20 protein-coding genes are annotated in these 19,948 nt (G+C 69.1%); 12 read left to right on the top strand and 8 right to left on the bottom strand.

Annotated features, from left to right (window positions below):
* Nucleotides 1-55: 55 nt before the first annotated feature.
* The 8 genes from whiA (at nt 56) to IEY81_RS19640 (ending at nt 7,582) form a co-directional block, all read left to right on the top strand.
* Nucleotides 56-1,042, top strand: coding sequence for a DNA-binding protein WhiA (gene whiA / locus IEY81_RS19675; protein WP_045547796.1), 987 nt, complete (start codon nt 56-58; stop codon nt 1,040-1,042).
* A 194-nt stretch (nt 1,043-1,236) separates the two neighbouring features.
* Nucleotides 1,237-2,235: a type I glyceraldehyde-3-phosphate dehydrogenase gene (gap, locus tag IEY81_RS19670; protein ID WP_189120188.1), complete on the top strand. Its 999-nt coding sequence runs from the start codon at nt 1,237-1,239 to the stop codon at nt 2,233-2,235.
* A 38-nt stretch (nt 2,236-2,273) separates the two neighbouring features.
* Nucleotides 2,274-3,497: a phosphoglycerate kinase gene (locus IEY81_RS19665; RefSeq protein WP_189120187.1), complete on the top strand. Its 1,224-nt coding sequence runs from the start codon at nt 2,274-2,276 to the stop codon at nt 3,495-3,497.
* Nucleotides 3,497-4,315: a triose-phosphate isomerase gene (gene tpiA, locus IEY81_RS19660; RefSeq protein ID WP_189120186.1), complete on the top strand. Its 819-nt coding sequence runs from the start codon at nt 3,497-3,499 to the stop codon at nt 4,313-4,315. Before IEY81_RS19665 ends, tpiA begins: the two co-directional genes overlap by 1 nt.
* Nucleotides 4,316-4,345: 30 nt before the next feature.
* The gene (secG, locus tag IEY81_RS19655; RefSeq protein WP_141780171.1) at nt 4,346-4,576 is read left to right on the top strand and encodes a preprotein translocase subunit SecG; all 231 of its coding nucleotides are present in this window, start codon (nt 4,346-4,348) and stop codon (nt 4,574-4,576) included.
* Between the two features lie 131 nt (nt 4,577-4,707).
* Nucleotides 4,708-5,067 carry an RNA polymerase-binding protein RbpA gene (locus IEY81_RS19650; RefSeq protein WP_008357153.1) on the top strand — a complete coding sequence of 120 codons (360 nt, stop codon included), beginning with the start codon at nt 4,708-4,710 and terminating at the stop codon, nt 5,065-5,067.
* A gap of 164 nt (nt 5,068-5,231) precedes the next feature.
* On the top strand, nt 5,232-6,410 hold the full coding sequence (locus IEY81_RS19645) for an endonuclease (RefSeq protein ID WP_189120185.1): 1,179 nt from the start codon (nt 5,232-5,234) through the stop codon (nt 6,408-6,410).
* A gap of 203 nt (nt 6,411-6,613) precedes the next feature.
* Nucleotides 6,614-7,582 carry a type IV toxin-antitoxin system AbiEi family antitoxin domain-containing protein gene (locus tag IEY81_RS19640; protein ID WP_189120184.1) on the top strand — a complete coding sequence of 323 codons (969 nt, stop codon included), beginning with the start codon at nt 6,614-6,616 and terminating at the stop codon, nt 7,580-7,582.
* 133 nt (nt 7,583-7,715) lie between these two features.
* On the opposite strand, the gene pgl is transcribed toward IEY81_RS19640, so the two are convergent.
* From pgl to tkt, 4 genes are read right to left on the bottom strand one after another with little or no spacing between them, the layout of a single operon-like run.
* Complete coding sequence (gene pgl / locus IEY81_RS19635; RefSeq protein WP_189120183.1) at nt 7,716-8,453, bottom strand: 6-phosphogluconolactonase; 738 nt, start codon at nt 8,451-8,453, stop codon at nt 7,716-7,718.
* Nucleotides 8,450-10,120, bottom strand: coding sequence for a glucose-6-phosphate isomerase (pgi, locus tag IEY81_RS19630; protein ID WP_189120182.1), 1,671 nt, complete (start codon nt 10,118-10,120; stop codon nt 8,450-8,452). Before pgi ends, pgl begins: the two co-directional genes overlap by 4 nt.
* Complete coding sequence (tal, locus tag IEY81_RS19625; protein WP_189120181.1) at nt 10,117-11,223, bottom strand: transaldolase; 1,107 nt, start codon at nt 11,221-11,223, stop codon at nt 10,117-10,119. The genes pgi and tal overlap by 4 nt, the downstream gene beginning before the upstream one ends.
* A 3-nt stretch (nt 11,224-11,226) precedes the next feature.
* Entirely contained in the window at nt 11,227-13,338 is a 2,112-nt protein-coding gene (tkt, locus tag IEY81_RS19620) for a transketolase (protein ID WP_268244512.1), read from the bottom strand.
* Nucleotides 13,339-13,509: 171 nt separating this feature from the next.
* Between tkt and IEY81_RS19615 the strand changes: the two genes are divergently transcribed.
* Nucleotides 13,510-14,448, top strand: a complete 939-nt coding sequence (locus IEY81_RS19615) for a heme o synthase (RefSeq protein ID WP_189120179.1) — start codon at nt 13,510-13,512, stop codon at nt 14,446-14,448.
* 228 nt (nt 14,449-14,676) lie between these two features.
* Here the strand turns inward: IEY81_RS19615 and IEY81_RS19610 are convergent, their stop codons facing one another.
* From IEY81_RS19610 to IEY81_RS19600, 3 genes are read right to left on the bottom strand one after another with little or no spacing between them, the layout of a single operon-like run.
* Nucleotides 14,677-15,603, bottom strand: coding sequence for a COX15/CtaA family protein (locus IEY81_RS19610; RefSeq protein WP_189120178.1), 927 nt, complete (start codon nt 15,601-15,603; stop codon nt 14,677-14,679).
* Nucleotides 15,600-16,391 (bottom strand): ABC transporter permease, encoded by a 792-nt coding sequence (locus IEY81_RS19605; protein WP_189120177.1) that lies wholly within the window; start codon nt 16,389-16,391, stop codon nt 15,600-15,602. The genes IEY81_RS19610 and IEY81_RS19605 overlap by 4 nt, the downstream gene beginning before the upstream one ends.
* A complete protein-coding gene (locus tag IEY81_RS19600; RefSeq protein WP_229788011.1) occupies nt 16,384-17,331 on the bottom strand; it encodes an ABC transporter ATP-binding protein in 948 nt (315 codons plus the stop codon). The genes IEY81_RS19605 and IEY81_RS19600 overlap by 8 nt, the downstream gene beginning before the upstream one ends.
* A 255-nt stretch (nt 17,332-17,586) precedes the next feature.
* On the opposite strand from IEY81_RS19600, the gene IEY81_RS19595 reads away from it, so the two are divergent.
* Both IEY81_RS19595 and IEY81_RS19590 read left to right on the top strand, forming a co-directional pair.
* A complete protein-coding gene (locus tag IEY81_RS19595) occupies nt 17,587-18,213 on the top strand; it encodes a VOC family protein (protein WP_189120176.1) in 627 nt (208 codons plus the stop codon).
* Nucleotides 18,194-18,664: a PPOX class F420-dependent oxidoreductase gene (locus IEY81_RS19590; RefSeq protein WP_189120175.1), complete on the top strand. Its 471-nt coding sequence runs from the start codon at nt 18,194-18,196 to the stop codon at nt 18,662-18,664. The genes IEY81_RS19595 and IEY81_RS19590 overlap by 20 nt, the downstream gene beginning before the upstream one ends.
* A gap of 50 nt (nt 18,665-18,714) precedes the next feature.
* Here IEY81_RS19590 and IEY81_RS19585 read toward each other — a convergent pair whose 3' ends face one another.
* Complete coding sequence (locus IEY81_RS19585) at nt 18,715-19,320, bottom strand: methyltransferase domain-containing protein (protein ID WP_189120174.1); 606 nt, start codon at nt 19,318-19,320, stop codon at nt 18,715-18,717.
* 111 nt (nt 19,321-19,431) lie between these two features.
* On the opposite strand from IEY81_RS19585, the gene IEY81_RS19580 reads away from it, so the two are divergent.
* Nucleotides 19,432-19,809 (top strand): hypothetical protein, encoded by a 378-nt coding sequence (locus IEY81_RS19580; RefSeq protein WP_189120173.1) that lies wholly within the window; start codon nt 19,432-19,434, stop codon nt 19,807-19,809.
* Nucleotides 19,810-19,948: the final 139 nt, after the last annotated feature.

Genomic DNA, 19,948 nt, shown 5'->3' with positions numbered 1-19,948 from the left:
TTCCGGATGTGGATGGAATGCGAGGGTCGTTGACATCAATGAAAGACTCTCCGGCATGGCGATGACGGGACAGGTGAAGGCCGAGCTGGCCTCCACTCAGATCACCAAGACATGCTGCCGAAAGGCAGAGGTTGCCTCGACGTTGAGGTTCGCTGGGGGGATCCACATCGTGGCGGGCAGGATCGTGGTCGAGGCTGAGCTCGACACCGGTCTGGCCGCGCGGAGGCTGAAGCGAGACATCGCCGACGTCTTCGGCCACGAGGCAGAGGTGGCTCTCATCCAGGCGAGCGGTCTTCGTAAGGGCAGCCGCTACATCGTGCGCGTGGTCAAGGACGGTGAGGCGCTGGCGCGCCAGACCGGCCTGCTCGACCAGCGCGGCCGGCCGGTGCGCGGTCTGCCGCCCGCCGTGGTCTCCGGCGGGGCCTGCGACGCCGTCGCTGCCTGGCGTGGTGCGTTCCTGGCCCACGGCTCGCTCACCGAGCCGGGCCGTTCCTCCTCGATGGAGGTGACCTGCCCCGGCTCGGAGTCGGCGCTGGCCCTGGTCGGTGTCGCCCGCCGGATCGGCATCTCCGCCAAGCCCCGCGAGGTGCGCGGCGTGGACCGGGTCGTCATCCGCGACGGCGACGCGATCGGTCAGCTGCTGACCCGCCTGGGCGCTCACGAGTCGCTGATGGCCTGGGAGGAGCGCCGGATGCGCCGCGAGGTCCGCGCCACCGCCAACCGGCTGGCCAACTTCGACGACGCCAACCTGCGCCGCTCGGCCCGTGCGGCGGTCGCGGCCGGTGCTCGCGTCGAGCGTGCCCTGGAGATCCTCGGTGAGGACATCCCCGACCACCTGCGCCAGGCCGGCAAGCTCCGCCTCGAGCACAAGCAGGCCTCGCTCGAGGAGCTCGGCCAGCTGCACGACCCGGTGCTGACCAAGGACGCCATCGCGGGCCGGATCCGGCGGCTGCTGGCGATGGCCGACAAGCGTGCCGAGGAGCTCGGCATCCCCGACACCGAGGCGTCGCTCACTGCCGAGATGCTCGCCGAGGACGCCTGAGCCACCTCTGATCCACCACTGATCCAACACTGACCACCTCGACGCGCCCCGGAGCCCCGGCTCTGGGGCGCGTTGCTACTCGTCCGTCTTTTGGAACGATCCAACCCGGTCTCCCGCAGTTCGGAGGGGCTGGGTAATGTCGACGTCAGCGGGTGATCCCGCGCACAATCTTTCGACGCGAACCAGGAGTCCACGTGACAGTTCGAGTAGGCATCAACGGGTTCGGCCGGATCGGTCGCAACTTCTTCCGCGCAGTGCGCGCCTCCGACCTCGACATCGAGATCGTCGGAGTCAACGACCTCAGCGACAACGAGACCCTCGCGACGCTGCTGCGCTTCGACTCGATCCTCGGCCCGCTCGGCGCCGACGTGTCCGCCACCGAGGACGCGATCGTCGTCGACGGCCACGAGATCAAGGCGTACGCAGAGCGCGACCCGGCCAACCTGAAGTGGGCCGACCTCGGCGTCGACGTCGTGATCGAGTCCACCGGGTTCTTCACCGACGCGACCAAGGCCCGTGCCCACGTCGACTCCGGCGGTGCGAAGAAGGTCATCATCTCGGCGCCGGCGAAGAACGAGGACGCCACCATCGTCCTCGGGGTCAACGAGGACATCTACGACCCGGAGGGCCACACGGTCATCTCCAACGCTTCCTGCACCACCAACTGCCTGGCCCCGCTGGCCAACGCGCTCCACCAGGGCATCGGCATCAACCGCGGCCTGATGACCACGGTCCACTCCTACACCGCCGACCAGAACCTCCAGGACAACATCCACAAGGACCTGCGTCGTGCCCGCGCCGCCGCGCTCAACGTGGTGCCCACCTCGACCGGCGCCGCCAAGGCGATCGGCCTGGTGCTGCCCGAGCTGAAGGGCAAGCTCGACGGCTACGCGCTGCGGGTGCCGACCCCGACCGGCTCGATCGTCGACCTCTCCTTCGAGGCCTCGCGCGAGACCTCGGTCGAGGAGATCAACTCGATCATGGAGAAGGCCGCCGACGGGAAGTACCTCGTCTACTCCACCGACCCGATCGTCTCCTCCGACATCGTCACCAACCCGGCGTCCTCGATCTTCGACGCACCGCTGACGAAGGTGATCGGCAACCAGGTCAAGGTCGCCGCGTGGTACGACAACGAGTGGGGCTACTCCAACCGCCTCGGCGATCTGGCGGCATACATTGGCGCGAGCCTGTGACCGAGCGACGGCCGTCACAGGTTAGTGTCTAGCCCGTTATGTCTCTGAATCTCACGCAGCTCATCGAGCAGGGCGTCGCGGGCAAGCGAGTCCTCGTGCGCTCCGACCTGAATGTCCCGTTGGAAGGCACCACGATCACCGACGACGGTCGCATCCGTGCTTCGGTGCCGACGATCAAGAAGCTGGCCGACGCCGGTGCGAAGGTCGTCGTGGTCGCCCACCTCGGTCGCCCGAAGGGTGAGCCCGACCCGGCCTACTCGCTGGCGCCCGTGGCCACCCGTCTCGGTGAGCTGCTCGGTGCGGAGGTCGCCTTCGCGACCGACACCGTCGGCGACTCGGCGACCTCGGTCGTCGGCGGCCTCGCCGACGGTCAGGTGGCGCTGCTCGAGAACGTACGCTTCAACGCCGGCGAGACCAGCAAGGAGGACATCGAGCGGGCGAACTTCGCCAACGAGCTCGCTGCGCTCGCCGACGCCTTCGTCTCTGACGGCTTCGGCGTGGTCCACCGCAAGCAGGCCTCGGTCTACGACGTCGCGAAGCTGCTCCCGAGCGCCGAGGGCGACCTGGTCTCCACCGAGATCGACGTGCTCAAGCGGCTCACCGAGACCCCGGAGCGTCCCTACGTGGTCGTCCTCGGCGGCTCGAAGGTCTCCGACAAGCTCGGCGTGATCGACAACCTGCTCGGCAAGGCCGAGAAGCTGCTCATCGGCGGCGGCATGGTCTTCACCTTCCTCAAGGCCCAGGGCTACGAGGTCGGCGAGTCGCTGCTGGAGGAGGACCAGATCCTCACCGTGCTCGGCTACCTCGAGCGTGCCGAGGAGATCGGCGTCGAGATCCTGCTGCCGACCGACGTCGTGGTCGCCGACTCCTTCGGCGACGAGGAGTCCGCGCGGGTGGTCCCCGCCAACGCGATCCCGGCCGAGTCCCTCGGTCTCGACATCGGCCCGGAGTCGGCCGCGGCCTACGCCGCCGCGCTCGAGGGCGCCAAGACGGTCTTCTGGAACGGCCCGATGGGCGTCTTCGAGCAGCCCGCCTTCGCCGAGGGCACCCGCGCGGTCGCCCAGGCGCTGACCACGATCGACGGCCTCTCGGTCGTCGGCGGCGGTGACTCCGCCGCGGCGATCCGCCAGCTCGGCTTCTCCGACGACCAGTTCGGCCACATCTCCACCGGTGGCGGCGCGTCGCTCGAATACCTGGAGGGCAAGACGCTCCCAGGTGTCGCCGTCCTCGACGAGGTCACCCCGATCGGGGGCCTGGGCTGATGGCTGCGAAGAACGCGAAGAAGAAGCCCGAGGGGCGAACCCCGCTCATCGCCGGCAACTGGAAGATGAACCTCAACCACCAAGAAGCGGTGGTGCTGGTCCAGAAGCTCGCCTGGACGCTGTCCGACAAGCGTCACGACTTCGCGGCGGTCGAGGTGGCGGTCTTCCCGCCGTTCACCGACATCCGCTCCGTGCAGACGCTGGTCGACGGCGACAAGATGCGCATCACCTACGGCGCGCAGAACGTCTCGACCCACGAGTCCGGCGCCTACACCGGCGAGGTCTCGGCCCCGATGCTGGCCAAGCTCGGCTGCTCTTACGTGATCGTGGGCCACTCCGAGCGCCGGGAGCACTTCGGCGAGACCGACGAGACGGTCGCGCAGAAGGCCAAGATCACCCTGAAGCACAAGATGACCCCGATCGTCTGCGTCGGCGAGGGCCTCGCGGTCCGCCAGGAGGGCAACCACCTCGAGCACTGCACCGCGCAGGTCGAGGGCTCGCTGGCCGGGCTCACCGACGAGGAGGTGGCGCAGGTCGTCATCGCCTACGAGCCGGTCTGGGCGATCGGCACGGGGGAGACCGCCACCGCGCAGGACGCTCAGGAGGTCTGTGCCGGCATCCGGGAGCGCCTGGAGAAACTCTACGGAGCCGAGATCGCCGACGGCGTACGCATCCTCTACGGGGGCTCCGTGAAGCCCGCCAACGTGGCCGCGCTGATGCAGGAGGGCGACGTCGATGGAGCGCTCGTGGGCGGCGCGAGCCTCTCGGTCGAGGACTTCGCGGCGATCTCCCGCTACTACGACCTGCCAGTGCTGTAGGTTTGCCTCCCTCCAGATAGGATTTCAGACGTGGAACTTCTCTTCACCATCATCCTGGTCATCGCGAGCGCGCTGATGATCCTGCTCGTGCTGCTTCACAAGGGCCGCGGTGGCGGACTCTCCGACATGTTCGGTGGCGGCGTCTCGAGCTCGCTGGGTGGCTCTTCGGTCGTCGAGCGCAACCTCGACCGGCTGACCGTCGGCATCGGCGTCATCTGGTTCGCCTGCGTGATCGCGCTCGGCCTGCTGATGGCCTACTGAAGCATTCCCCTTCAACGCGCGCTCGATAGCGTCTAAACTTCGACGCTGGACGGAGAAACTTTGCCGTCCGATCCCCCAAAGTGGCCTCTCGGGGCTGCGAAATTTAAGTTGAGAGAGGACACCGCAGCACCATGGCAGGTGGAGGGAACGCGATTCGGGGCTCCCGAGTCGGCGCTGGGCCGATGGGTGAGGCGGAGCGCGGCGAGGCTGCGCCGCGAAAGGCCGTCACCTATTTCTGTGCCAACGCACATCGCTCGGTCATCACGTTCGCCGTCGAAGCGACGCCGCCGGACTCCTGGGACTGTCCCAAGTGTGGGCTCCCGGCCGGGCTCGACGAGGAGAACGCGCCCCCGGCGCCGAAGATCGAGCCCTACAAGACTCACCTCGCCTACGTGAAGGAGCGCCGCTCCGACGCCGAGGCCGAGGACATCCTGGAAGAGGCCATCGCCCTGCTCCGCAGCAGGCGCAAGTCCGGAGAGATTATCTTCTGACCCCCTTTTCGCCGAGTCGGCGCATCTGCCCCGCGCAGAGGCGCCGACTCGGCGCATTTGCCCCAGGCTGAGCGTGGAATCGCGTTACTCATTCTGCAAATAGCATGTAAAAGTTTGACGCGAACCCTGCCCGGCCGGGTAGTTGGCGTGCCACGATCAAGGGCATGTCCCCCCGCAGATCTCGGCTGCGTCGCATCTCGGCCAGCTTCGTCACCGTCGCCCTGGCGACCCTCACGGCGGTCGTGTTCACGACCGTCCCGGCCCAGGCGGCCACGCTCACCGTCACTCAGGCGATCTCCACTCAGGACGGCTCGACCGCGACCGTACGCGGCTATGTCGTCGGCCAGCCCACGGCAACCAGCACCGTTGTGACGAGCAGCTACCCCAGTGACTACGCCCTCGCGCTCGCGGCGGCGCCGGGGGAGACCGACACTGCCGACATGCTCTACGTACAGATCCCGAGTGCTTTCCGTTCCGCCTGGGGCCTGCAGTCCAACCCCGACCTGGTCGGGCAGCAGATCGACGTGACCGGCACCCTGACGGCGTACTTCTCCCACGCCGGGCACAAGAACGCCACCGCCTTCGCGACGGTGGGTGGTGGTTCGCCCGAAGACCCGGACCCGACCGACCCGACGGATCCGCCGACGAGCGGGGAGATCCCGAGCGGCTACTACGACGCCGCGGCCGGCAAGTCCGGCGAGCAGCTCAAGACCGCCCTCAACCAGATCATCGACAACCACACGACGCTCGCCTACTCCCAGGTCTGGGATGCGCTGAAGGCGGTCGACGAGGACCCGGACAACCCGAACAACATCCTCACCGTCTACTCGCAGCTCTCGCTGCCGAAGAGCTCCAACGGCGGCGACCCCGACCAGTGGAACCGCGAGCACACCTGGGCGAAGAGCCACGGCGACTTCGGCACCTCGGCCGGCCCCGGCACCGACATCCATCACCTGATGCCCGAGGACGTCTCGGTCAACAGCACCCGAGGCAACCTCGACTTCGACGACACCAGCGGCTCCGTCGACCAGTGCTCCGGCTGCGGCGTCGACAACGACTCCTTCGCCCCGCCGGCGGAGACCCGGGGCGACATCGCCCGGGCGATGTTCTACATGGCCGTCCGCTACGAAGGCACCGACTCCTACGTCGATCTCGAGCTCAACGACCAGGTCGGCAACGGCTCCGCCCCCTACATCGGCAAGCTCTCGGTGCTCAAGGAATGGCACACCGCCGACCCGCCCTCGGAGTTCGAGATCAACCGTAACGACGAGATCTACGCCGACTGGCAGCACAACCGCAACCCGTTCGTCGACCACCCCGAGTGGGTAGACGCGATCTGGTGACCCGAACCAGTCGACTCGGCGCATCTGCCCCCACCGGGTGCGCCGAGTCGGCGCGTCTGCCCCGGCTCAAGACGCCGAGTCGGCGCAACTGCCCCAACTGAGAGTGTCGAGTCGGCGCATCTGCCCCGAGTTGTCCACAGGGTTTTCCACAGGTGCACCGATGACGGTGGCGGGAGGTGGGAAGTGTCCTCAGACTCCAGGACATGGACCTGAACTCGATGATCTTCTACGGAACCCTCGGCGCCGATTTCCCGCTCCCGGTCGATCAGCCGTTCACCCACCGGATGGCGCGGCAAGCGGGCATCTCGCGAAGACGCCTCGGTGATCTTCTCGATGCGGGGCTGATCCGCCGCGCGGTCAAAGGCGTCTATCTGCCGACCGAGGTGGGGGACTCGCTAGCACTGCGAGCTGCGTGCCTGAGACTGGTGGCCCCGCCGGACTGTGTCGTGGTCGACCGGCATGCGGGATGGCTGCTGGGCGCCGACATGGTCCTCGCACCCGGGGAGCACATCAGCTTGCGGCCTCTCTCGCTCTACCGTCCTTCCGGGCACGGCCGTCTGCGCAACGACATCGCCAGCAGCGGCGAGCGCGACATCCGAGAGGACGAGATCGTCGAGGTCGGCGGTCTCCGGGTGACCAGCGCCGTGCGGACCGCATGGGATCTCGGCCGTGTGCCGTGGCCCGACGAGGCGATCGCCGGGATCAGCTCGATGCACCGGCTGGGGGCGTACGACACGGATGAGTTCCTCGACGGAATCGAACGGTTCCGGGGGCAGCGGTGGGTGCGGACGTTGCGCGTGATCGCACCGCTGGCAGACGGCCGGGTCGAGTCGCCACCGGAGGCGGTGCTCATGCTGCGCTGCCATCAGGCGGGGTTCCCGGTCGTACCGCAGGTCGAAGTGGTGACCGTTCAGGGCGAGTTCGTGGCCAGATTGGATCTGGGCAACGAGGAACTGCTTGCCGCGGTCGAGTACGACGGGGCGGAATGGCACAGCTCGTCCGAGCAGCAGGCTCACGACCGCGCACGACGCGAGGACGTACGGGAGGAGGGCTGGCTGGTCGAGGCTGTCACCAAGACCGATCTCTTCACCCGTCACGGGGATGCAGAGGTCCGCATCCGCCAGCTGCACCGCAAGGCGCTGCAGCGTCGCGGCGGGCGGATCGCCAGCTGACCGCTCGAGGCAGACGCGCCGACTCGGCGTCTGAGGGTGGGGCAGTTGCGCCGACTGGGCGTCTGAGGGTGGGGCAGATGCGCCGACTCGGCGTTCTACAGCGGGGCAGTTGCGCCGAGTCGGCGGGGTGGGGTCAGAGTTTTGAGGCCGCGGCTCGGTCGAGGAACCAGGTGGTCTCGGAGGTGCCGGTGACGCCGGTGGCGGGGATCTCGCTGATCGGGGCGCCGGCGTGGGCCTTGGCTACGGCGTCGGCCTTGCCTTCGCCGCTGACCAGGAACCAGACCGTCGTGGCGCGGCGGAGGGCCTCGAAGGTGAAGGTGATGCGCTCGGGCGGGGGCTTGGGGGAGTCGGTGACGCCGACGGCGATGGCGTCGGTGGCCTCGAGCTGAGGGTAGCCGGGGAAGAGGGAGGCGATGTGGCCGTCGGGGCCGACGCCGAGCATGAGGATGTCGAAGCCGCCGGAGCCGTGGCTGCGTACGTCGTCGGAGAACTTCGCCGCGGCCTCGTCGACGCTCAGGCCGGAGTCGGTGGCGGGCATCTCGTGGATGCGGTGGGCGGGTACGCCGACGGCGTCGAGGAAGGCGGCGCGCGCCTGGCCGGCATTGCGGTCGGCGGAGTCGGAGGCGACGTAGCGCTCGTCGCCGAAGAAGAACTCCACGGCGCCCCAGTCGACGCCGGACTCGGGGGCGAGCCGGGCGATCTCACGGTGGATGGCCTCGGCGATGGTGCCGCCGGTGAGTCCGATGGTCGGGACGTCGCCGCCGGCCTGCAGGTCGGCGAGACGGCTCAGGAACTCGCCGGCGACCGCGGAGGCGAGCGCCTCGGCGGTGTCGTGTACCTCGATGAGTGACTCGGGGTGACCGTCGCTCACTTGCGCTTCTCTCTGTAGTAGGCGATGAGGGATTGGGTGGAGCTGTCCTGCTGCTTGGCGACGTCCTCGTCGCCGGAGACGGCCGGGCTGATCTGCAGGGCGAGCTGCTTGCCGAGCTCGACACCCCACTGGTCGAAGGAGTCGATGCCCCACACCACGCCCTGGGTGAAGGTGATGTGCTCGTAGAGCGCGATCAGCTGACCGAGCACACCGGGGGTCAGCGACGGCGCCATGATCGAGGTGGTCGGCCGGTTGCCGGAGAAGACCCGCGCGTTGACGATCTCCTCGGCGGTGCCCTCGGCACGCACCTCCTCGGCGGTCTTGCCGAACGCGAGCGCCCGGGTCTGGGCGAAGAAGTTGGCCAGGAACAGCTCGTGGACGTCGACGTCGTCATCGCCGGCGTCGGTGTCGGTGAGCGGGTAGGCCGGATTGGCGAATGCGATGAAGTCGGCCGGGATGACCCGGGTGCCCTGGTGGATGAGCTGGTAGAACGCGTGCTGGCCGTTGGTGCCGGGCTCGCCCCAAAAGACCTCGCCGGTGTCGGTCGAGACCGGGGTGCCGTCCCAGCGCACGGACTTGCCGTTGGACTCCATCGTCAGCTGCTGGAGGTACGCAGGGAACCGGTGCAGCAGCTGCGAGTAAGGCAGCACGGCGTGGGTCTGAGCGTCGAGGAAGTTGACGTACCAGACGTTGAGGAGACCCATCAGCGCCGGGACGTTCTGCGCGAGCGGGGTCTCGGCGAAGTGCTTGTCGATCGCGTGGAACCCACCGAGGAACTCCGCGAAGCCCTCCGGGCCGATGGCGATCGCGAGGGTGGTGCCGATGGCGGAGTCGACGGAGTAGCGGCCACCGACCCAGTCCCAGAAGCCGAACGCGTTCTCCGGGTCGATGCCGAAGGCCTCGACCTTGTCCAGCGCGGTGGAGACGGCCACGAAGTGCTTGCGCACTGCGTCGGCACGGTCCACGTCGCCGCCCAGCGCGTCGAGGAGCCAGGAGCGGGCCAGACGGGCGTTGGTGAGCGTCTCCAGCGTGGAGAAGGTCTTCGAGGAGACGACGAACAGCGTGGTGGCCGGGTCGAGCCCCTTCAGCGTCATGCCGGCGTCGGTGGGGTCGATGTTGGAGATGAAACGGCACTCGATCTCCGGGTGGCGGAACGGCTCCAGCGCCTCGTAGGCCATCACCGGGCCGAGGTCGGAGCCACCGATGCCGATGTTGACGACCGTCCGGATCCGCTCACCGGTGACGCCCTTCCACTCGCCCGAGCGGACCTTGTCGGCGAAGGCGTACATCTTCGCGAGGGTCTCGTGGACGGCGGGGACGACGTCGGTGCCGTCGACGGTGAGCGAGGCGTCGGCCGGGAGGCGCAGCGCGGTGTGGAGCACCGCGCGGTCCTCGGTGACGTTGATGTGCTCGCCGGCGAGCATCGCGTCACGCCGCTCCTCCAGGCCGACCTGCTCGGCGAGGGCCAGCAGATCGGCGAGGAGGGCGTCGTCGACGAGGTCCTTGGAGAGGTCGACGTGGAGGTCGGCAGCCTCGAAGGTGAAGCGTGAGGCCCGGCCGGGATCCTCGGCGAACCACGTGCGCAGGTCCGGCTCGAAGCCGGCCCGCCGCTCGGTGAGTGCCTTCCAGGCGTCCGTCGTCGTCGCGTCGACCGGGCCTCCGCTCACTGCTTGACCGCCTCGATCTGGCCGACGACGGTGTCGACGAGCTCGGTCCAGGAGGCCTTGAACTTGTCGACGCCCTCGGTCTCCAGCACGAGGAAGACGTCATCGACGTCGACCCCGACCTCACGCAGCGAGTCGAAGACCTGAGCGGCCTCGGCACCCTTGCCGGTGACGACGTCACCCTTGACCTCGCCGTGGTCGGCGAAGGCCTCCATGGTCTTCTCCGGCATCGTGTTCACGGTGTCGGCGACGACCAGGTCGGTGACGTAGAGCGTGTCGGGGTAGTCGGGGTTCTTGACGCCCGTCGAGGCCCACAGCGGCCGCTGGGCGTTGGCGCCCTCGTCGGCCAGCGCGGTCCAGCGCTCGCTCTTGTGGACCTCCTCGAAGGCGGCGTACGCGGCGATGGCGTTGGCCACGGCCGCCTTGCCGCGCAGCTCGGTGGCCTCAGGTGTGCCGATCGCCTCGAGCCGCTTGTCGATCTCGGTGTCGACGCGGGAGACGAAGAACGAGGCGACGCTGCGGATCTTGGACAGGTCCTTGCCTGCAGCCTTGGCCTGCTCCAGGCCGGTCAGGTAGGCGTCCATGACGGCCTGGTAGCGCTCGACGGAGAAGATCAGGGTCACGTTGACCGAGATGCCCTCGGCGATCGCCGCGGTGATCGCCGGCAGGCCCTCGAGGGTGGCCGGGATCTTGATCAGCACGTTGGGACGGTCGACCGCGGCCCACAGCGCCTTCGCGGAGGCGATCGTCTTCTCGGTGTCGTTGGCCAGGTCGGGCTCGACCTCGATCGAGACGCGGCCGTCGTCCTTGGTCGCCTCGGCGACCGGCGCGAGGATGTCGCAGGCGTTGCGTACGTCCTCGGTGGTGAGGGCGAAGATGACCTCGTCGACGGACTTGCCTTCGTTGACCAGGGCGCGGACCTGCTCGTCGTAGCGCTCGCCCTTGGCGATCGCGGAGGCGAAGATGGTCGGGTTGGTGGTCACCCCGACGACGGACTTCTCCTTGACGAGATCGGCGAGGTTGCCGGTCTCGATCCGCTCTCGGGAGAGGTCGTCGAGCCAGATGGATACGCCGGCGTCGGCCAGCGCCTTGAGTCGGTCAGACATATTTCATGCTCCCTTGTTGATGGCGGCGAGGCTCTCCTTGGCGGCCGTGACGACCGCTTCGGGGGTGAAGCCGTACTCCTTGAACAACAGCGAACCGGACGCCGAGGCACCGAAGTGCTCGAGCGAGACCATCCGGCCGGCGTCGCCGACGTACTCCCGCCAGCCCTGCTTCACGCCGGCCTCGACGCTGACGCGCGCCTTGACCTGGGGCGGGATCACCGAGTCGCGGTAGTTCTGGTCCTGGGCGTCGAACCACTCCAGGCACGGCATCGAGACGACCCGGGCGCCGATGTTCTCGGCAGCCAGCGTCTCGCGCGCGGCGACCGCGTACTGGACCTCGGAACCGGTCGCGAGCAGCACCACGTCGACGTTGTCGGTGGGGGAGTCGAGGAGCACGTAGCCACCCTTGGCCACGCCTTCAGTGGTCGCGAAGCCGTCCTCGCCACGCGGGAAGGTCGGCACCGCCTGCCGGGTCAGGATGAGCGCCGAGGGGCGGTCGTGGTGCTTGAGCACCTCGAGCCAGGCCGCGGCGGTCTCGTTGGCGTCGGCAGGACGGACCACGTCGAGGTTGGGCATCGCCCGGACCGCGGCGAGGTGCTCGACCGGCTGGTGGGTCGGGCCGTCCTCGCCCAGACCGATGGAGTCGTGGGTCCAGACGTGGATCACCGAGAGGTTGGAGAGCGCCCCGACGCGTACGGCACCGCGCATGTAGTCGGAGAACTGGAAGAAGGTGCCACCGAAGACCCGGGTCGGCGAGTGGGCCGCGATGCCGTTGAGGATCGCGCCCATGCCGTGCTCGCGGATTCCGAAGTGGAGCACGCGGCCGGCGTAGGGGTCGGCCTTCCACTCGCCGGTGGAACGGTCCTCCGGCGCGAAGCTCGGGGCGTCGGAGATGGTGGTGTTGTTGGAGCCGGCGAGGTCGGCCGAGCCGCCCCACAGCTCGGGCAGCACCGGCGCGAGGGCGTTGATCACCTTGCCGGAGGCGGCGCGGGTGGCGATGCCCTTCTCGTCGGCCTCGAAGACCGGCAGGGCGTCGTCGATGCCGTCGGGGAGCTCGCCGGCCCGGAGCCGCTCGAGCAGCTTGGCGCCCTCCGGGTTGGCCTCGGCCCACTTGGCCTCCTCGGCACGCCAGGCCTTCTCGGCCTCCTCGCCGCGCTCGATGAGCGAGCGGGTGTGGGCGAGCACCTCGGGGTCGACCTCGAAGGTCTTGGCCGGGTCGAAGCCCAGGACCTTCTTCGTCGCGGCGACCTCCTCCTCACCGAGCGCCGAGCCGTGCGCAGCACCGGTGTTCTGGGCGTTGGGGGCCGGCCAGGCGATGATCGTACGCAGCACGATCAGCGACGGCTTGTCGGTGACCTCCGCCGCGGCGTTAATCGCGTCGAACAGCTTCGGCACGTCCTCGGTGTATTCGTCGCCACCGTTGGTCCAGTCGACCTCCTGGACGTGCCAGCCGTAGGCCTCGTAGCGAGCGCCGACGTCCTCGGTGAAGGCGATGTTGGTGTCGCCCTCGATCGAGATCCGGTTGGCGTCGTAGATCATCGTCAGGTTGCCGAGCTTCTGGGTGCCGGCGATCGAGCTGGCCTCGGCGCTGACGCCCTCCTGGAGGTCGCCGTCGCTGGCCATCACGTAGGTCTTGTGGTCGAACGGGCTCGGCTGGTGGGCCGGCGTGTCCGGGTCGAGCAGGCCGCGCAGGCGGCGCTGAGCCATGGCGAGGCCGACGGCGTTGGCGACACCCTGGCCGAGCGGACCGGTGGTCACCTCGATGCCGCGGGTGTGGCCGCGCTCGGGGTGGCCCGGGGTCAGCGACTGCCACTGGCGCAGGGACTCCAGGTCACCGATCTCGAGGCCGAAGCCACCGAGGTAGAGCTGGATGTAGTGGGTGATCGACGAGTGGCCGACCGAGAGCACGAACCGGTCACGGCCGAGCCAGTCGGTGTTGGCGGGGTTGTGCCGCATCACCTTCTGGAAGAGGAGGTAGGCAGCCGGCGCCAGGCTCATCGCGGTGCCAGGGTGACCGTTGCCGACCTTCTGCACGGCGTCCATCGCCAGGGCGCGGACGGTGTCCACGGCCTTGCTGTCCAGATCGGTCCACTCGAGTACAGGTTTGGTGCTCACGAGGTGCCTTTTCCAATTCGTAGAGTCCACTTGGGAAGTTCTTGGGGTGGCCGTGGGGGGCTGCCGAATCCGAGCCTACTCACGCCCCGGGTTAGACTGCGAGCCGCATGCTGTGTACTGAAGGTATGTCGCGCATGTGACGCCTCAACCCGATCGAGAAGGATCTTCTCCGTGACGCACGTCGAACAGCCGGTCCCCGACCTCGACCAGCGTAGCGACCGCGCGTCTATGCGCGATGTCATCTCGGCGTACGTCTCCTTGACGAAGCCCCGCGTGATCGAGCTGCTGCTGCTGACCACCGTGCCGGTGATGTTCTTCGCCGCGCAGGGCGTCCCGGGCGTCGGCCTGGTCGCCGCCACCGTCGTCGGCGGGATCTTCTCGGCCGGCTCGGCCTCGGTCTTCAACTGCGTCTACGACCGCGACATCGACGAGCAGATGAGGCGTACGCGACGCCGCGCTCTCCCGCGTCACGTGGTCACCCCGCGCGCGGCTCTGATCTTCGGCTCGGTCCTCGCGGCCCTGTCGGTCGTGGTGCTCGGCCTCTTCGTCAACTGGCTCTCGGCGGGTCTGTCGCTGGCCGCCAACGCGTTCTACGTCTTCGTCTACACCATGCTGCTCAAGCGGCGCACCACCCAGAACATCGTCTGGGGCGGCATCGCCGGCTGCTTCCCGACCCTGATCGGCTGGACCGCGGTCACCAACCAGGTGAGCTGGGAGCCGCTCATCCTCTTCATGGTGGTCTTCTTCTGGACCCCGCCGCACACCTGGGCGCTGGCGCTGCGCTACCGCGAGGACTACAAGCAGGTCGACGTGCCGATGCTGCCGGTGGTCAAGTCGGCCCGTCACGTCGGCGGTCAGATCGTGGCCTACTCCTGGATCATGGTCGCGACCTCGCTGCTGATGTGGCCCGTCGCCGACACCGGCTGGCTCTACCCGGTCGCCGCCATCGCTCTCGGCGTCGTCTTCCTCGTCCAGGCCCACCAGCTCCACGCCCGGGCCAAGGGCACCGAGGACCTCACCAAGATCCGCCCGATGCAGCTCTTCCACAGCAGCAACCTCTACCTGAGCCTGCTCTTCGTCGCCCTCGCGGTCGACCCGCTCCTGCGCTGACCCTGCGCCGACCCTGCGCTGGTCGAGCCGCCGGAGCCGCTGGGCGGAGGCGTGTCGAGACCAACGTCGAGACCAACACGGTCCCCTCGAACTCCGAGGGGACCGTGTTGGTCTCGATACCGCTCGCTTGCGCTCGCGGGCTCGACCAGCGAGGGGCTCGACCAGCGAGGGGGCTCGACCAGCGAGGGGGCTCGACCAGCGAGGGGGGCTCGACCAGCGCTGAATCGGTCAGACGGAGCGGGCGCGCACGGAGCACACCACGCGGGCGATCCCGGCGGAGATGAGCGCGGCGCCGAGCATGTGGAAGCCGACCAGGACGACGGGGAGGTCGGTGAGGTACTGCACCCAGCCGATCAGGCCCTGGGCGAGCTCGATGACCAGCAGGACGATCGTCACCCGGCGGACGTACGCGTGCTTGCGGCCGAGCCACAGGGTGACCAGGGTCGCGGCGACGAGCGCGTAGACCGCGTAGGCGTGGATGTGGGACATCAGCTGCGGGTCGAGTCCGGTGCGGCGGGAGTCGAGGTCGCCGGAGTGGGGGCCGGATCCGGTCACCACGGTGCCGAGCCAGAGCGTGAGCCAGCCGAGGACGAAGGTGACGATCGCGGCGATGCGTACGCTGCGGGGTGCTGCCGCGCGCCGCGGTGAGCGGAGGTCGTCGAGGAGCCAGACGCACAGGCCGACCATCCCCATCGAGGCGAGCAGATGGAGCGCGACGACGTAGGGGTTGAGCTGGGTGAGGACGGTGATGCCGCCGATGACCCCCTGCAGCGGGACACCGCAGGCGATGATGATCGCCAAGGTGCGGACGGTGCCGCCGCGCTTCCACACCGCGACGACGACCAGGATCGCGATGGCAGCCAGCACGTAGGTCAGCAGCCGGTTGCCGAACTCGATGACCCCGTTGATCCCGAGCGCCTCATGAGTCACATACGACTCCTCGGTGCACTTGGGCCACGTCGGGCAGCCGAGGCCGGAGCCGGTCAGCCGGACGACCGCACCGGTCACCACGATGCCGATGTTGGCGATCAGGTTGGCGATGGCCAGCCCGAACGCGTGGTCGCGGAGCCAGCCGAGAGCCTTGTCCTTGGCGCTGGCGTCGGGGTCGGCCGGAGGTTCGCTGGGCGCGCCGTCCTGAGCTTGTCGAAGGGTCATTCCCACTTGAAGGTCCTAGCTGTGAGGGTGGAGCCGAGGAGCGCCCAGGCGAGGAGCACCCCGACGTCCCGCCAGGCGGGAGCGCCGTCGAGGAAGGCGGTGCGTACCGCCTCTCCCAGCGCTCCCGACGGCAGCCAACGGGCGACGTCTCCATAGGCGCCGTAGGCGGTCAGCGGAAGCACCACGGCGCCCCCGGCGAGGAGGAGCAAGTAGATCAGGTTGGCAGCGGCCAGCGTCGCCTCGGCGCGCAGCACACCGGCGACGAAGAGCCCGAGCGCGGCGAAGGCCAGAGTGCCGCCGGCGATGGCCAGGAAGAAGGCGACCACCGTGCCGAAGCCGGCAGCGGGGGTCCAGCCGAGGACCTGGCCGACGCCGCCGATGATGAACAGCTGCACGAGCTGTACGCAGCCGAGCGCGAGCACCTTGCCGGCGAGCAGGCCGGTGCGGGGCAGCGGCGAGGCGCCGAGCCGCTTGATCACGCCGTAGCGCCGCTCGAACCCGGTCGCGATCGCGAGGCTGGTGAAGGACGTCGACATGATCGCGAGGGCGAGGACGCCCGGGGTCAGGATGTCGACCAGGCCGCGGTCGCTGCCGAGGTCGAGGTCGATCGCGTTGCCGGCGGTGACGCCGCCGATCAGCACCATCACCGGGATCACGACGGCGAGGAGGAGCTGCTCGCCGTTGCGGAGCATCAGCTTGGCCTCCATCAGCGCCTGGGCGACCACCTGCTGGGTGATCGGGGCACCGCCGGGCTTGGGGGTGAAGGTCCCAGTGGCCACCTCAGACATGTTCCAGCTTCTCTCCGGTGAGGTCGAGGAAGACGTCCTCGAGGCTCCTGCGGCCCAGGGTCAGCGACTCCGGGAGGACGTCGTTCTCCTCGCACCACCGGCTCACCTTGGCCAGCGTGGTCGGGTCGGCTCTGCCGGTGACCCGCATCGAACGCTCGTCGAGCAGGGTCACCTCGGTGTCCTCGCCGAGCGCCTTGCGCAGCGACTCGCGGGCCCCGGGCGGGAAGGGCTTGGTCACGACCAGACGGACCGTGGCGGTCGCGCCGCCGCGGGTCAGCTCCAGCGGGGAGCCCGAGGCGATCATCCGGCCGCGGTCGATGATGTGCACCTGGTCGGCCAGCTCCTCGGCCTCCTCCAGGTAGTGGGTGGTCAGCACGACGGTCACCCCGTCGGCGCGCAGCTCGCGGAGCAGCTCCCAGGTCGTACGCCGCCCCTGCGGGTCCATGCCCGCCGTCGGCTCGTCCACGAAGACCAGCTCAGGGCGACCGACCAGGGCCATCGCCAGGCCGAGCCGCTGCTGCTGGCCGCCGGAGAGCCGCCGGTAGGGGGTGCGGCCGCACTCGCCCAGCCCGAGCCGCTCGGCGAGCTCGTCGACGTCGAGCGGGTGGGCGTGGAGCCGGGAGATGTGCTTGAGCATCTCCATGGCGCGTACGCCACTCCAGGCGCCCTGCCCCTGCAGCATCACGCCGATGCGGGGGAGCAGCTGCTTGCGGTCGGCGATCGGGTCGAGCCCGAGCACGCGGACCGTGCCCTGCTGGGGCTTGCGGTAGCCCTCGCACGTCTCCAGCGTGGTCGTCTTCCCGGCGCCGTTGGGACCGAGCACGGCCGTGATCGAGCCTTCGGCGACGCTCAGCGTGAGCCCGTCGACTGCCGTCTTGTCGCCGTAGGCCATGCGCAGGTCGCGAACCTCGACAGCGGGCCTGGCGACGGAAGATTCCACGGCGGCAGTCTAAGAAGGCGTACGCCACCGGCCCAATCGCGTGCGGGTGATCGAGCGGATTCTTAGCCGTCTGTAAGGACGCTGGCCGCCCAACTCCCACCGAAGGACGGCCAGCGCGGAGGTGAGACGGCATGCCCCGGGACCCATGACGCGAAAATCCGGAACGGATTGTTCTGCACGCTGGACGGGCGGGAACGGTCAGCAGCGGTCAGGAATCGAGAAGCCCCGACGCGGCCGGATTCCTAGGCTCGAGGCATGTTCACTCTTGAGACCTTCACCCTCGACGTCACCGACCTCACCGACGCCCGCGCGTTCTACGAGAAGGCCTTCGGCCTCACCGACCAGATCTCGCTGCGCGAAGGCCCTGGCACCGGCTCCGGACGACCGTTCACCGTCTCGCTGGTCGTCAGCCAGCCGTCCACGGTCGACAGCCTCCTCGAGACGGCCCTCGCCGCCGGCGCGACCACGCTCAAACCCGCCGAGAAGTCGCTGTGGGGCTACGGCGCGATCCTGCAGGCGCCCGACGGCTCCATCTGGAAGCTGGCCACCTCGGCGAAGAAGGACCGCGGCCCCGCCACCCGCGAGATCGACGACATCGTCCTCCTCCTCGGCGTCGCCGACGTCAAGGCCAGCAAGCGCTTCTACGCCGAGCGCGGCCTGGGCGTGAAGCGGAGCTTCGGCGGCAAGTACGCCGAGTTCGACTCCGCTCCCGGCGCGGTCCAGCTCGCGATCTACCCCCGGCGAGCCCTGGAGAAGGAGACCGGCGTCGCGGTCGACCCGGCCGCTGCGTACGGGATCGTCCTGAACGGCGGCAGCGAGGAGTTCACCGACCCGGACGGCTTCACCTGGCAGGCTAAGGGTCATGCCACGCACGATCGCTGAGAACAAGACTGTCGACCTCGAGGGACTCCTGGAGTTCGTCCGCCCCCGTCACCAGATGGTCCTGGTGACCAGCCGAGCCGACGGCTCCCCGCAGCTCTCTCCGGTCACCGGCGGCGTCGACGACGACGGACGCATCGTGATCGCGACCTACCCCGAGCGGGCCAAGACCCGCAACGCCCGACGCCGTCCGCAGGTCAGCGTCCTGGTGCTCTCCGACGAGTGGAACGGCGCCTGGGTGCAGGTCGACGGTGAGACCGAGGTGCTCGACGCGAGGGCGGGGGAGGAGGCGTTGGACGCCTTCGTCACCTACTTCCGCAACATCTCCGGCGAGCACTCCGACTGGGCCGAGTACCGCCAGGCGATGGTCGACCAGGACAAGTCCCTCCTCCGGATCACGCCGAAGCACTGGGGTCCGGTCGCCACGGGTGGATTCCCCGCGCGCCTGGCGTAGACGGTCCGAGGGCTGTGGACCTGAGAGTGGCCTATAGGTCACTCTCAGGTTCACGACCTCCGGGAACGCTGCCAGATCCCGAGGCGGTGGCTCCACGGCAGTCGCGGGCTGAGCCGCCGCGGCTCGGTGAGGTGGACCAGGTTGAAGCCGGGGCCGAGGGCCCGGGTCATGTCCTCGGGGACGTAGGTCCACGGCGGTCCGGCCTCTTCGCTCGGGCGGTCGACGGGGAAGACTCCCGATGCGACTCGCCCGCCGGGGCGTACGACCCCGCGGGCCAGGGCGCCGACGCGGTCGCGCCAGGCGGGCGGCAGTGCACAGAAGAAGGTGTGGTCCCACATCAGGTCGACCGGCCCACCGGTCGCGGCCAGGACGAGATCGATGTCGAGCGCGTCCCCGATCACGTAGGTGAGGTCGGGGTAGTGCTCAGCGGCATGGGCGGCCGCCGTGGGCGAGACGTCGACCACAGTCGTGCGCCATCCGGCCGCGGCCAGCCCTGCCGCATCGTGGCCGCGGCCGGCGCCTGGTGCGAAGGCGGTGCCGGGCTCGCCGAGCAACGCGGCATCCTCCTCGATGTAGGCCAGGGGAGCGCCGAGGTCCCAGCCGGTGGTGCCACGGACGTACGCGCGCTCCCAGTCCGTGGGGTCGTCGTCTGTCATGGGTCACAGTCTCTCGGGTCGGGGCCACGAGCGGGAGAGCGGGGCCGCTCGGGCGTATCCGTGGTCTGCGGACGGTTACGCGCGCCCGGGCGGACCGGTACGCTTTCGAACATGAGATCGACTCGCGGCAGGTCCCGGTGGGACGTACCGCTGCCGTTCGACGTCGCTCCCGTCGCGATGCCGGCGCCCCCGAAGGAGACGCCGGCGCCGGTGCCGGAGGACGGAACGCTGATCCACCGACTCGTCGGCGGCCATCTCACCTCCCGCGGCCTGCCGCCCGGCTCCGACCTGATGATCGACCCTCGTCGGCCCAGGCGCGGTGAGGTGGCGGTCGTACGCTCCGGCGGTCGCACCCGCGTCGGCATCTTCGATCTCGAGCGCGGCCGCGCGGTGCTCCGCTCCGACCGGGGCACCCGCTGGCTGCCGCCCGACACCGTCTACGTAGGTGTCGCCGCCCTTGCGGCCCCGACCCTCGACGGGATGCCGTGAACGCCGGGTTGTGATCCCCGAGGACTTCGAGGCCGACTACATCGACGCCAGCCACTACCTGGTGCGGAGCGACAATGTGATCCTGGCCGTCAGTATCAGTCTCGGCGACCGGGAGGAGCCCACCGCTACGAAGGCCGCC

Origin of the sequence: Nocardioides luteus, assembly GCF_014648595.1 — a bacterium.
Classification (GTDB): Bacteria; Actinomycetota; Actinomycetes; order Propionibacteriales; family Nocardioidaceae; genus Nocardioides; species Nocardioides luteus.
This window is presented reverse-complemented; position numbering and strand designations above follow the sequence as displayed.